At 64.5% G+C, this 12978-nt stretch carries 6 protein-coding genes, 3 tRNA genes, 3 rRNA genes and 2 pseudogenes; 12 read left to right on the top strand and 2 right to left on the bottom strand.

What is annotated here, in order from left to right:
• The first annotated feature begins 154 nt into the window (after positions 1–154).
• From ACQ86J_RS03815 to ACQ86J_RS03800, 4 genes and pseudogenes are all read left to right on the top strand, one after another.
• Positions 155–1166 (top strand): annotated as a pseudogene (locus ACQ86J_RS03815) (cysteine synthase A).
• An 80-nt stretch (positions 1167–1246) separates the two neighbouring features.
• Positions 1247–2347: a serine O-acetyltransferase EpsC gene (gene epsC / locus ACQ86J_RS03810; RefSeq protein WP_431272276.1), complete on the top strand. Its 1101-nt coding sequence runs from the start codon at positions 1247–1249 to the stop codon at positions 2345–2347.
• Complete coding sequence (locus ACQ86J_RS03805) at positions 2322–2600, top strand: hypothetical protein (RefSeq protein WP_431270085.1); 279 nt, start codon at positions 2322–2324, stop codon at positions 2598–2600. The genes epsC and ACQ86J_RS03805 overlap by 26 nt, the downstream gene beginning before the upstream one ends.
• 86 nt (positions 2601–2686) lie before the next feature.
• Positions 2687–3118: an OsmC family protein gene (locus ACQ86J_RS03800; protein ID WP_193560459.1), complete on the top strand. Its 432-nt coding sequence runs from the start codon at positions 2687–2689 to the stop codon at positions 3116–3118.
• 59 nt (positions 3119–3177) lie between these two features.
• Here the strand turns inward: ACQ86J_RS03800 and ACQ86J_RS03795 are convergent, their stop codons facing one another.
• The gene (locus tag ACQ86J_RS03795; RefSeq protein ID WP_431270084.1) at positions 3178–3396 is read right to left on the bottom strand and encodes a DUF1127 domain-containing protein; all 219 of its coding nucleotides are present in this window, start codon (positions 3394–3396) and stop codon (positions 3178–3180) included.
• Between the two features lie 122 nt (positions 3397–3518).
• Between ACQ86J_RS03795 and ACQ86J_RS03790 the strand changes: the two genes are divergently transcribed.
• The 7 genes from ACQ86J_RS03790 (at position 3519) to ACQ86J_RS03760 (ending at position 11553) form a co-directional block, all read left to right on the top strand.
• The gene (locus tag ACQ86J_RS03790; protein WP_431270083.1) at positions 3519–5465 is read left to right on the top strand and encodes a tripartite tricarboxylate transporter substrate-binding protein; all 1947 of its coding nucleotides are present in this window, start codon (positions 3519–3521) and stop codon (positions 5463–5465) included.
• A 595-nt stretch (positions 5466–6060) separates the two neighbouring features.
• Positions 6061–7546 (top strand): 16S ribosomal RNA (locus ACQ86J_RS03785).
• A 298-nt stretch (positions 7547–7844) separates the two neighbouring features.
• Positions 7845–7918: transfer RNA gene (locus ACQ86J_RS03780), tRNA-Ile, on the top strand.
• Between the two features lie 159 nt (positions 7919–8077).
• Positions 8078–8149: transfer RNA gene (locus ACQ86J_RS03775), tRNA-Ala, on the top strand.
• Between the two features lie 329 nt (positions 8150–8478).
• Positions 8479–11212: ribosomal RNA gene (locus ACQ86J_RS03770) — 23S ribosomal RNA — on the top strand.
• A gap of 104 nt (positions 11213–11316) precedes the next feature.
• A 5S ribosomal RNA gene (gene rrf / locus ACQ86J_RS03765) occupies positions 11317–11431 on the top strand.
• The 16S, 23S and 5S rRNA genes sit together here with 3 tRNA genes alongside, the layout of an rRNA operon.
• A gap of 45 nt (positions 11432–11476) precedes the next feature.
• Positions 11477–11553: transfer RNA gene (locus ACQ86J_RS03760), tRNA-Met, on the top strand.
• A gap of 23 nt (positions 11554–11576) precedes the next feature.
• On the opposite strand, the pseudogene ACQ86J_RS03755 reads toward ACQ86J_RS03760, so the two are convergent.
• Positions 11577–11802, bottom strand: a pseudogene (locus ACQ86J_RS03755) (transposase); the annotation flags it as partial.
• 977 nt (positions 11803–12779) lie between these two features.
• Between ACQ86J_RS03755 and ACQ86J_RS03750 the strand changes: the two are divergent.
• Positions 12780–12956, top strand: a complete 177-nt coding sequence (locus ACQ86J_RS03750; RefSeq protein ID WP_431270082.1) for a transposase domain-containing protein — start codon at positions 12780–12782, stop codon at positions 12954–12956.
• Positions 12957–12978: the final 22 nt, after the last annotated feature.

The raw sequence follows: 12978 nt of genomic DNA, 5'->3' as shown, positions 1-12978 counted from the left end.
GTCAGGTCAAGCGTTACCGGGCAGGGTACGCATGCGGGTTCATGGGTGCAGGGCAGGAATGCACGCAAGCCCCTTGAATCCCGGGCCTGGACGAGCCGCAGATCACAGAAAGCGTGGAGGACCCATGAGCGCCCAGCCGAATACCCCGACTCGGATGCACGTGGTGGACGGCTTCGCCGGCGCCGTGGGGCATACGCCGCTCATCCGCCTCCGCCGCGCCAGTGCGGCGACCGGCTGCGAGATCCTCGGCAAGGCGGAGTTCATGCAGCCTGGCGGCAGCGTGAAGGACCGCGCCGGCCTCGGGATCATCGAGGATGCCGAGCGGCGCGAAGCCTCACCCCGAGGAGCCGGGAATCGTGGTGGAAGGAACGGCCGGCAATACCGGCATCGGCCTGACGCTGGTAGCGAATGCGCGCGGCTACAAGGCAATCATCGTCGTCCCCCGGACGCAAAGCCGGGAAAAGCTCGACTTCCTCAGGATGATCGGCGCCGACCTGCGGCTGGTGGATCCGAAGCCGCTGCGCGACCGGGACACTACGTGGATTTCTCCCGCACCATTGCCGAGGAGTTGGCAGCGAAGGGAGAGCGGGTGATCTGGGCCAACCAGTTCGGCAACCTAGCCAATGCCGCCGCGCATGAGGCGACGACCGGGCCGGAGATCTGGGAGCAGACCGGAGGCCGCGTCGATGCCTTTACCTGCGCCTGCGGCACCGGCGGCACGCTGTCGGGCGTCGCCCGCGCGCTAAAGGCGCACAACCCGAAGGTGCGCATCGTGTTGGCCGACCCGATGGGCAGCGGGCTCTATTCCTGGGTCAAGACCGGCGAGGTGAAGGCCGAAGGCAACTCGATCACCGAGGGCATCGGCCAGGCCACCGCCGCGCCGGCCAACCTCGAGCACGGCCGCGATTGCATCGACGATGCGGTGCAGGTGACCGACCCGGTGGCGCTGGAGCAGGTCTTCGACCTGCAGCAGCACGAAGGGCATCTCGGTCGGCGGCTCGGCCGGGGTGAACGTCGCCGCCGCCATCGCCGTGGCGCGGCAGATGGGGCCGGGCCACACCATCGTGACCATTCTTTGCGATGGTGGCGCCCGCTACCAGAGCAAGTTGTTCAATCCTGGATTCCTGCGCGAGAAGGGGCTGCCGGTGCCGCCCTGGCTGGCCTGAGGAGACCCGCCTTGGAGATCATCAAGCTCGCCCGCACGATCCGCGAACGCGATCCCGCCAGGCCCAGCCTGTTCGAGGCGGTGACCTGCTATGCCGGGCTGCAGGCGGTCCTGCTGCATCGCGTCGCGCACGCGCTCTATCGCACCGGCTTCAAGGTGCTGGCACGCACCGTCTCCCACACCAGCCGCTTCATCACTGGGATCGAGATCCATCCCGGTGCGAAGATCGGCCGGCGGCTGTTCATCGACCATGGCATGGGCGTGGTGATCAGCGAGACGGCGGAAGTCGGCGACGACGTGCTGATCTATCATGGCGTGACCCTGGGCGGGCTCAGCCTGGCAGATCGCGCCGGGCCGGGCGGCAAGCGCCACCCGACGATCGGCGACGGCGCGGCGATCGGCGCCGGGGCGCAGGTGCTGGGGCCGATCCGCATCGGCGACGGCGCGCGCATCGGCGCCAATGCGGTGGTGGCGAGCGAGGTGCCGGCGGGCGAGACCGTCATCGGCATCCCGGCCCGGCCGCCGCATGAGCACCGCATCCTGACGGGCGCCTCGGTCGGGCGTGCGGCGCCGATGCCCAGCCCGGGCTATGGGTTGCTCGACATGCCCTGCGACCCGGTGGGAGAGGGAGATCGCCACGCTGCGGGCCGAACTGGCGGCGCTGCGGGCGGAGATGGCGACGCTGCGGCGCCAAGGGGCGAGCCAGGGGGCCAACCAAGCAGCGGGGATGCCGGCGGCGGAGTAGCGCGCCGCGGCCCGGACACGTCACCGGGGCGTTCCCATTACCGCTTGAGCCGGACCTCCCCGCAGGGGAGGCTGTGTCTTCCGATCTTCCGGAGATACCGGCATGCGCTTTGCCCCGTTGCTTGTCCTGGGTGCCATCGCGGCGCCGCCGGCCCTGGCGCAGGATATGCCGCCGCTGCTGAAGCCTGCGCAGGACGTCGCCATCACCTATCGCTCGCCGAACCCGCTCTTCCCGGGTGGGGAGCTTCGGCTGCGGACCCTGGTTTCCGCCGCGACGGGACGGCAGCGGCAGGAGAATGCCGGCCTTATCGGCATCACCGACCCGCAGGCGAAGCGGCGGTACATGTTCTCGACCAGCCGGCAGGACCCGCTCTATGGGCGTGTGGTCGAGCAGGCGGTCGACGACGACGAAATGGATCTCCGGGAGGTCGCACGTGACCCGGACTTCCAGGTGACGCGCCTCGGCACCGACCAGGTCGCCGGCATTGCCTGCACGCGTTGGCGGGTGCGGGAAGTGCAGAAGCCGGCCGAGGACGGGACGGAGTTCTGCCTGGCGGCCGACGGGGTGATGCTGCGAAGCCAGACGCGGCGTCAGGGCATGACCGAGATGATGGAAGCGGTGCGGGTGGAGTATGGCCCCCTCGACCCGGCACTTTTCGTCCCGCCCAGGGATTGGCCGATGCAACGTTAGGCCTTCGCCGGTCTTTGGATGGTCCGGCAACGGGCGGGGCGCGCGGCAGGCGCGCCGGGGCCCCGGATCATCGAGAGGAGCCGAGCATGGCCAGCATCAAGCGCAGCGCGAGTGCCCAGTGGCAGGGCACGGGCAAGGACGGGAAAGGGGCGCTGACCACCCAGAGCGGAACCCTGAAGGGCACGCCCTATGGCTTCAACAGCCGCTTCGGCGACGGGCAGGGGACCAACCCCGAGGAACTGATCGCCGCCGCGCATGCCGGCTGCTTCACCATGGCCTTGGCCTTCAAGCTGCAGGGTGCCGGGCTGACGCCGGAGAGCCTGGCGACCGAGGCGAAGCTGACGATGGAGCAGGAGGGCGCCGGCTGGAAGATCGCCGCGATCGCGCTGGTGCTGAAGGCCAAGGTCCCCGGCGCGAGCCCGGAGCAGTTTCAGTCGCTTGCAGCCGATGCCAAGGCGACATGCCCGGTCAGCCGTGTGCTGAACGCCGAGATCTCGTTGGACGCCACGCTGGAATAGCGGGGCCGGAAAGAAAAGACAGGATGACCGCAGGGGAATGGCTTCCCCTGCGGTCTTGCTTATGGACGCGGCGTCAGGTCCCAGGGCAGCCGGTCCGCCTCCTGCAACGCATCCACCCGGCTGATGCCGATGTCGCGCAGCATGCGGTCGTCCATCTCCGCCAATTGCCGGCGGGTCCAGATGGCGCGCAGCATGACCCAGAGTCCGGGACGCGGCGCTTTCGGGGCCGGCGCCGAGCGCGCCAAAAGGCCGAAGGACAGGGTGCTGCGGATGGCCATGGTGGGATCTCCTTTTCCCGGCCCGAGGATGGGCTCCTCAGGACAAGGAGGATGCGGGGCGAGGCGAAATAAGGAAAACGAATTGCATTGACGTTACCCATCAGCGGCCTTTATATATGGCCATGCTCGCACTGCCCCCCGGCCTCGATCCCGACCTGCTGCGCAGCTTCGTCCTGATCGCCGAAGGCGGCAGCTTCACCCGCGCCGCCCAGGCGGTGGGCCGGACGCAATCGGCCGTCTCCATGCAGATCCGCCGGCTGGAGGAAGCGCTGGGCCAGTCGCTGCTGCTGCGCGGCGCTCGTGGGGTGGAGCCGACACCGCATGGCCAGTGGCTGCTGGAACGCGCCCGGCGGCTCCTGGCGCTGAACGACGAAATCGTGGCGAGCTTCCGCCAGCCGGAGGTTGCCGGGCAGGTCCGGCTCGGCTCGCCGGACGATTATGCGCTGGGCTGGCTGCCCGGCATCCTCTCCCGCTATGCCGCCAGTCATCCGGCGGTGCAGGTGGAGGTGACCTGCGCCCCGTCCAACGAGCTGGTCGACCGGCTGGCGGCGGGCGAGCTGGACCTGACCCTGCTGTCGGAGGGCAACGAGCCGCCGGGCGGGCGGGCGCGCTGGCTCTGGCGCGGGCCGCTGCACTGGGTGGGGATCGAGGAGGTGGCACGGCGCCGGCCCTTGCCGATGACGCTGGCACGAGGCGGCTGTTCCTGGCGGCGGGCGGCGATCGAGGCGCTGGAGGAGGCAGGGATGCCCTGGCGGATGGCCTATACCTCGGCCTCGCTGTCCGGCTGCCTGGCGGTGGCGCTGGCCGGGCTGGCGGTGACGGTGGCGATGCCCGTGCCGTTGCCGGACGGGGTGCGGCGGCTGGGAGCGGAGGAGGGGCTGCCGGCGCTGCCCGACTTTGCCATCGGCCTGCTGCGCGGCCCGGGAACCCCGGTTGCGGAGGCCCTGGCACGGCATATCGAGGAAAGCTTCCGGACGGGGGAGGCGCTGGAGGCGGCCTCGACAGGGACGCCCCGCGCAGGTCTTGAGTCGCAACGCGATCAGGTCCATTTGCGCGCCAGCTTCATCGGGCCGCAGCAAGGCCGAAACCGAGGATCGCCCATGCACCGTCGTACCCTGCTGGCCGGACTGGCCGCGGGCCTTGCCTGCCCCGCGCTCCTGCGTGCGCAATCGGCCTGGCCAGACCGGCCGATCCGCCTGATCGTGTCCTGGCCGCCGGGCGGGTCGACCGACACTATCGCGCGGATCTTCCAGCCAAAGCTGGCCGAGGTACTGGGCAAGCCGGTGATCATCGACAACCGGGGCGGCGCCTCGGGCTCGATCGGGGCGATCGAGGCGGCGCGCTCGGCGCCGGACGGCAGCACCTGGATGCTGGCCTATGACAACGAGGCGACCAACCAGACCCTGTTCCGGCTGCCCTACAAAGCACTCGAGGCCTTCGCGCCGGTGAGCCTGGTGGCGGATGGGCCGCTGGCGCTGGTGGCGCACCAGAGCACGCCCTACCAGAGCTTCCAGGACGTGGTCGCCGCGGCCAAGGCGGCGCCGGACACGATCAGCTATGCGAGTTCTGGCGTCGGCGGTCTGGCGCATGTCTCGACCACGCTGCTGCAGCAGCAGGGCGGGTTCAGCCTGGTGCATGTCCCCTACCGGGGCGGCGGGCCGGCGGTGCAGGACGCGGTGGCCGGCAATGTGCCATTGTTCATGTCGAACGTCGTCATCATCAGCCAGCACATCAAGGCGGGGACGCTGCGGCCGCTGGGCGTGACGATGGCCGGGGAGACGCGGCACGTGCCGGGGGTGAAGAGCTTTGCCCAGCAGGGCTTCGCCGGGTTCGAGGCACCGACCTGGTGGGCCTTCCTCGGCCGGGCCGGGACGCCGGAGCCGATCCTGACGCGGATGCGGGAGGCGCTGGCGGAGGCGCTGGCCGATCCTGGCGTACGCGGCAAAATCGAGGAACAGGGCGCCGATGTGCGCGCCTCGGGGCCGGAGGAGTGTCGGCAGTTCCTGGCGCGGGAGATCGACCGCTGGGGCCGGGTGATCCGCGACAACAATATCCGCGTCGACAGCTAAGCCGGCCGGATCGGATCGCCGGCCACGGCGACCCGCCGGAAGAGCAGGCTTTTGTAAAACTGCCATGTGGGGTGTTGACCCTAATGGCGGGCAGGCGTAGAGACTGGCCCACCGCAGCATGGCTCGGGCTTGACGATCCCTGGCGATATCGCCAGCATCCACGGCTCGCCTATGAGGCGGTTAAATCGTTGAGCGCGGCAATCCTGCTGACCCTGATGGGGCAGAGGGATAAGTTGTTGTGAAGCGATTTGCCATTTGGCTTTGGTCAAGTGGAAGTTGTTCATTGAAAACTGCATCGGTTTTGGAAGCGCGTTTAGTGGAATGCGTTGCTGTTTGGTTATCCTGTTTGAGGGATGGCTGGGGGCGGGCTTTTGCTGGGTGTGTCTTGCGTTGATCTGTCTCGTTGGGGATGGGGAGTGGGATGCGCGGGCGGCGCTGCTGTGGTTGGGTTTGGGCCTGGCTATGGTGGGTGTTGTTGTGGCGGGGTTTGCGTCTGGTGGTTCTGGCGGGGATGGCTGGGTGGTGATGGCATGGATGGGTTTTGGATGTGAGTTCGCGGGTATGGCGCCTGACCTGGAAGGGTTGAGGCGTTGATGAACCTGAGAGTTTGATCCTGGCTCAGAGCGAACGCTGGCGGCATGCTTAACACATGCAAGTCGCACGGGCAGCAATGTCAGTGGCGGACGGGTGAGTATCGCGTAGGAATGTATCCTGAGGTGGGGGACAACCCTGGGAAACTGGGGCTAATACCGCACATCTGCTGAGGCAGAAAGCCGCAAGGCGCCTTGGAGCAGCCTGCGTCCGATTAGGTAGTTGGTGGGGTAAAGGCCTACCAAGCCTGCGATCGGTAGCTGGTCTGAGAGGACGATCAGCCACACTGGGACTGAGACACGGCCCAGACTCCTACGGGAGGCAGCAGTGGGGAATATTGGACAATGGGCGAAAGCCTGATCCAGCAATGCCGCGTGGGTGAAGAAGGTCTTCGGATTGTAAAGCCCTTTCGACGGGGACGATGATGACGGTACCCGTAGAAGAAGCCCTGGCTAACTTCGTGCCAGCAGCCGCGGTAATACGAAGGGGGCTAGCGTTGCTCGGAATTACTGGGCGTAAAGGGCGCGTAGGCGGCACTGTTAGTCAGGCGTGAAATTCCTGGGCTCAACCTGGGGACTGCGCTTGATACGGCAGAGCTAGAGGATGGAAGAGGCTCGCGGGATTCCCAGTGTAGAGGTGAAATTCGTAGATATTGGGAAGAACACCGGTGGCGAAGGCGGCGAGCTGGTCCATTACTGACGCTGAGGCGCGACAGCGTGGGGAGCAAACAGGATTAGATACCCTGGTAGTCCACGCCGTAAACGATGTGCGCTGGATGTTGGGTGGCCTAGCCACTCAGTGTCGTAGCTAACGCGGTAAGCGCACCGCCTGGGGAGTACGGCCGCAAGGTTGAAACTCAAAGGAATTGACGGGGGCCCGCACAAGCGGTGGAGCATGTGGTTTAATTCGAAGCAACGCGCAGAACCTTACCAGCCCTTGACATGGGTCGGACCGGCGCAGAGATGCGCTTTCCCCGCAAGGGGCCGACTGCACAGGTGCTGCATGGCTGTCGTCAGCTCGTGTCGTGAGATGTTGGGTTAAGTCCCGCAACGAGCGCAACCCTCGCCTTTAGTTGCCAGCATGTTTGGGTGGGCACTCTAGAGGAACTGCCGGTGACAAGCCGGAGGAAGGTGGGGATGACGTCAAGTCCTCATGGCCCTTATGGGCTGGGCTACACACGTGCTACAATGGCGGTGACAGTGGGACGCCAGGTCGCAAGGCCGAGCCGATCCCCAAAAGCCGTCTCAGTTCGGATTGCACTCTGCAACTCGGGTGCATGAAGGTGGAATCGCTAGTAATCGTGGATCAGCACGCCACGGTGAATACGTTCCCGGGCCTTGTACACACCGCCCGTCACACCATGGGAGTTGGTTCTACCTTAAGTCGCTGCGGTAACCGCAAGGAGCTAGGCGACCACGGTAGGGTCAGTGACTGGGGTGAAGTCGTAACAAGGTAGCCGTAGGGGAACCTGCGGCTGGATCACCTCCTTTCAAGGATAGTGCGTGACGCTGGGTGCGGATGTACCCTGGTTGCGACCTACCTGAACAAGACTACCACATCGCCTGCGAGCGATGCTGGGCCGCGATCCTTCGGATGGAGGGTTCGGTACCTGGCGCATCCTGATCCATTCACCATCGCGCCCGGCCAGCCTTGCTGGCCATTGGGAAGATCCCGCGCGGCAGCCTGGCCTTTCGAGGTCGGCGCCGTCCGCGCATCCTTCTTCCATTCCGTGATCCGGCCCTGGCTGGCTATTGGGCTCATCAAGCCCTGGCGCATGCTGGGGCCTGGGGGCCAGTAGCTCAGTTGGTTAGAGCACACGCTTGATAAGCGTGGGGTCGGAGGTTCAAGTCCTCCCTGGCCCATTTTTCATCCGGCTGCGCCGGATGAGAAATCCCCGGAGGGTGCTGTAAGCCGGTTGCCGGGGCGCGTAAGCGCGCAGGCAAGTCGCGGCACTGCCGCGGCAGGCATGATGCAGCATGCAGCCTGTCGGGTCCTGTGGGATCTGCGGGGTGCGGTACTGCGGGGGCATAGCCAGCTGGTAGAGCACCTGCTTTGCAAGCAGGGGGTCATCGGTTCGAATCCGTTTGCCTCCATTTTCGCTCTCGGCTGCGCCGAGAGTGGGAAATCCGCCGGAGACTGACCTGAGCCGGTCGCCATCGCTCTGCGGTGGTCAGCCGCGGCATGGCCGCGGCAGGCGCAGTTCAGTCCGACGGAGTTGCGCCTCGGCCCTTGGGCCTCGAGGGGTGCGTGCTTCCAAAACCGCCGCACGTGGTGTCGGGTCTACGGACCTGGCCCTGGCGGGCGATCTTTGACAGGTGAATCTGGGAATGGAAGTGTAGTTGGTAAGCGTGAGCTTGCTGTCTATGCGTCATGGGCTTGATGCGCGGTTTGGTACTGCGTGCGGGCGTTGTGGTGATTGGATGGTGAGTGAGACAAGGGCGTTCGGTGGATGCCTTGGCGCCAAGAGGCGATGAAGGACGTGGCACGCTGCGAAAAGCCGCGGGGAGATGCGAGCGATCGTTGATCCGCGGATGTCCGAATGGGGAAACCCCTCCTTAGGGAGATCCCGCACTGAATACATAGGTGTGGGAGGCGAACCCGGGGAACTGAAACATCTCAGTACCTGGAGGAAAAGACATCAAGTGAGATTCCGCGAGTAGTGGCGAGCGAAAGCGGAGCAGGCCAGTGGTTGCTGCAAGTTAAGCCAAACGGTCTGGAAAGGCCGGCCAGAGTGGGTGATAGCCCCGTAGGCGTATGGCTTGTGGCGATCCTTGAGTAGGGCGGGGCACGTGAAACCCTGTCTGAACATGGGGGGACCACCCTCCAAGCCTAAATACTCCTTGGCGACCGATAGTGCACAAGTACCGTGAGGGAAAGGTGAAAAGCACCCCGACGAGGGGAGTGAAAGAGACCTGAAACCGAGCGCCTACAAGCAGTCGGAGCCCGCAAGGGTGACGGCGTACCTTTTGTATAATGGGTCCGCGAGTTTCTGTTGGCAGCAAGCTTAAGCCGAGAGGTGTAGGCGCAGCGAAAGCGAGTCCGAACAGGGCGTCGAGTTGCCGGTAGAAGACCCGAAACCGAGTGATCTAGCCATGGCCAGGCTGAAGGTGCGGTAACACGCACTGGAGGGCCGAACCCACGCCTGTTGAAAAAGTCGGGGATGAAGCTGTGGCTAGGGGTGAAAGGCCAATCAAACTCGGAAATAGCTGGTTCTCCGCGAAATCTATTGAGGTAGATCGTCGCTCGATTACCGCCGGAGGTAGAGCACCGGAAGGGCTAGGGGGACCCAAAGTCCTACCAAACCCTACCGAACTCCGAATGCCGGCGAGTACAGGGCGGCAGACAGACAGCGGGTGCTAAGGTCCGTTGTCGAGAGGGAAACAGCCCAGACCACCAGCTAAGGCCCCCAAATGATGGCTAAGTGGGAAAGCATGTAGGACGGCCATAACAACCAGGAGGTTGGCTTAGAAGCAGCCATCCTTTAAAGAAAGCGTAATAGCTCACTGGTCTAATAGCTGTCCCGCGGCGAAAATGTAACGGGGCTCAAGCCATCTGCCGAAGCTGTGGATGCACGAAAGTGCGTGGTAGCGGAGCGTTCCCTAAGCCTGCGAAGCGGGACCCGCGAGGGCCCGTGGAGGTATGGGAAGTGCGAATGCGGACATGAGTAGCGACAAAGCGGGTGAGAAACCCGCTCGCCGAAAGTCCAAGGGTTCCTGCGCAAGGTTAATCCGCGCAGGGTGAGCCGGCCCCTAAGGCGAGGGCGACAGCCGTAGCCGATGGAAACCAGGTCAAGATTCCTGGGCCCGCCAGAAGTGACAGCCGTGAAGTTCTGTTATCCCTTATCGGATTGGGGTGGCAGTTGGATCGGCTCGGGAAATAGCTCTGGCATATGGACCGTACCCGAAACCGACACAGGTGGACTGGTAGAGTATACCAAGGCGCTTGAGAGAACGATGCTGAAGGAACTAGGCAAATTGCTCGCGTAACTTCGGGATAAGCGAGACCCTTCTCTGCGCAAGCAGGGTGGGGTGACACAAACCAGGGGGTGGCGACTGTTTAGTAAAAACACAGGGCTCTGCGAAATCGAGAGATGACGTATAGGGTCTGACGCCTGCCCGGTGCCGGAAGGTTAAGGGGAGATGTGCAAGCATCGAACCGAAGCCCCGGTAAACGGCGGCCGTAACTATAACGGTCCTAAGGTAGCGAAATTCCTTGTCGGGTAAGTTCCGACCTGCACGAATGGCGTAACGACCTCCCCACTGTCTCCAGCATCGGCTCAGCGAAATTGAACTCCCCGTGAAGATGCGGGGTACCCGCGGTCAGACGGAAAGACCCTATGAACCTTTACTGCAACTTCGCAGTGGCGCCAGGAAGGGACTGTGTAGGATAGGTGGGAGGCATCGAAGCCGGGGCGCCAGCCTTGGTGGAGCCAACCTTGAAATACCACCCTGTGCCTTTCTGGCGTCTAACTGAGCCCCGTAAGCCGGGGCCAGGACCCTGCGTGGTGGGCAGTTTGACTGGGGCGGTCGCCTCCCAAATGGTAACGGAGGCGCGCGATGGTGGGCTCAAGCCGGTCGGACATCGGCTGTTGAGTGCAAAGGCATAAGCCCGCCTGACTGTGAGCGCGACAGCGCGAACAGAGACGAAAGTCGGCCTTAGTGATCCGGTGGTCCCGCGTGGAAGGGCCATCGCTCAACGGATAAAAGGTACTCTAGGGATAACAGGCTGATCTCCCCCAAGAGTCCACATCGACGGGGAGGTTTGGCACCTCGATGTCGGCTCATCGCATCCCGGGGCTGGAGCAGGTCCCAAGGGTTCGGCTGTTCGCCGATTAAAGCGGTACGTGAGCTGGGTTTAGAACGTCGTGAGACAGTTCGGTCCCTATCTGCCGTGGGTGTAGGAGACTTGCGAGGATCTGTCCCTAGTACGAGAGGACCGGGATGGACGTACCTCTGGTGTACCAGTTGTTCCGCCAGGAGCATCGCTGGGTAGCTAAGTGCGGACGGGATAACTGCTGAAGGCATCTAAGCAGGAAACCCCCTCTAAACGAGGTCTCCCTCGAGGGCCGTGCCAGACCAGCACGTTGATAGGCCGCAGGTGGAAGCCGGGTAACCGGTGCAGCCGAGCGGTCCTAATCGCCCGATAGAACTCCCATCACACCGCAACGCAACGCCGTCCCACAAAGACGGCACCGCACGCAGCACCAAGCCGCGCCTTGCCCAACACGCACTTCCATTCCCCCAAGGATCCGGCCGGGTGGCCCGGTGGTCATCGCAAGGTTGATACACCCGATCCCATCCCGAACTCGGCCGTGAAACACCTCAGCGCCCATGGTACTGTTGCTCAAGCAACGGGAGAGTCGGTCGCCGCCGGGCCACCCAGCCGGATCCTCACCATTCACCTCTCAACATACTCACCCACGCGGGGTGGAGCAGCCCGGTAGCTCGTCAGGCTCATAACCTGAAGGTCACAGGTTCAAATCCTGTCCCCGCATCCAAAACACATCCGCCAAGACATGCTCCGTCGCAGCTTCGGGACCCTGCAATTGCAGCGACCCAAGCCGGGTGTCGAGCGTCCAGTCTCAAAAGCCGCTCCGGTAGTTCAGCCGCTCGCCGGTACGCTCGTGCCGCCCGGCGCCGATCAGGCCCTCCGCATCGGCCTCCATCAGCATCTGCAGCACCGCCTCGGCGACGCTGCGGAGAAAGTCATTATCGCCGGCTTTCGCCAGCAGGTCGGCCAGCGGCATTCTCGCTTCCGGTCATCGAGTCCTCGGCCGGCCAAAAGTGGGAGCCTCGCAGCTCCACCCTTGCCGCCAGGTCCGATGGCCACCCTGCCTTTACGCCCCGGCCAAGGCCGGATTTTCCGCCATCTCCGCGGCTGCTACCGGCTGTCGAGCTGGATCGGCTACTACAATGCCCGATGCTCACATTCTGGCTTGGACGGCAGGACCCAGGACGAGGCGTATGGGGCCTATGCGGTGACAAGATTGACGGCCTGACGGAAACCTGGACCGAGCTTATCCAGCCCGCCAAGCTGTCCGACGATTGGGAACCACCTCAGTGATCGCAACCAGCGACACCGCAGGACCATCTTCGGTCGTCGTGGCAGGACGCGATGACTGTAAGCCTAGCTTTAGCTTGCGCCACCAGGCCCGCAGGACGGACTGCCGTTGCGAAGCTCCTCCGACAGGGATCGGTCGCTGATCGTCAGCAGCGCCGCCGCCTCCGCCTTGAACTCGTCCGTAAAGTTTCGCCTCGTCTTGGCGGCCATCGGGACAAAGGGCTCATCAGCCTGACACATGCTGGGCAACATGACGGCCAGCTTTCATGCGAGGGCGACGCGGGCCTTCTTTGTCCCACTACATCGCGCCAGATGGACCTTCCAAGCCTTGGGCGCCAACCACTTGCTCACACGCCCCAGGAAGGTAGCTGCGAACGCGAGGAGCGTCGCGCGCAGTCCTGCGCCACCTGCCTGGGACGTCCAGCCCATTCGGTCGATCTGACCGGACCGGTAGCGGGTTCGAGTCAGAGCCCGAACCAAGGCCCACATCACGAGCTCTGGAATACTGGCCCGGGGTCACCAATCGCGCTCCTGAACGTAAGTGCGACGATAGCGCCAAGGTCGAGCACTGTCAGGAATGCACCGACCACGAGATCAACACGCGCTGTCTCGAGCAGCTTTCAGTCAAACACGCGCGGTTCCTCCAGCAGCGCCTCGACAGCAATGTCGAGCGCTTGGTTCCCCGCCGCAAGCTCGCGCCTTCCCGCCGAAATCTGCACGCTCCATTTCGATCTGTCGCGCTACTTTGCCGATCTCCTGACCCGCGTCGTTACCGGATGGCCCAACAGGCGCATCGAGGAGCTCACGCCATGGCGCCGGGCCAGCGTCGAAGACGACTGAGCGTCAACCACGGCCGAGCGAG

The sequence above is a fragment of the Dankookia sp. P2 genome (genome assembly GCF_050632255.1).
GTDB lineage: Bacteria > Pseudomonadota > Alphaproteobacteria > Acetobacterales > Acetobacteraceae > Paracraurococcus.
The sequence above is the reverse complement of the archived record's forward strand: the minus strand, read 5'-3'. Positions and strand labels throughout refer to the sequence as shown.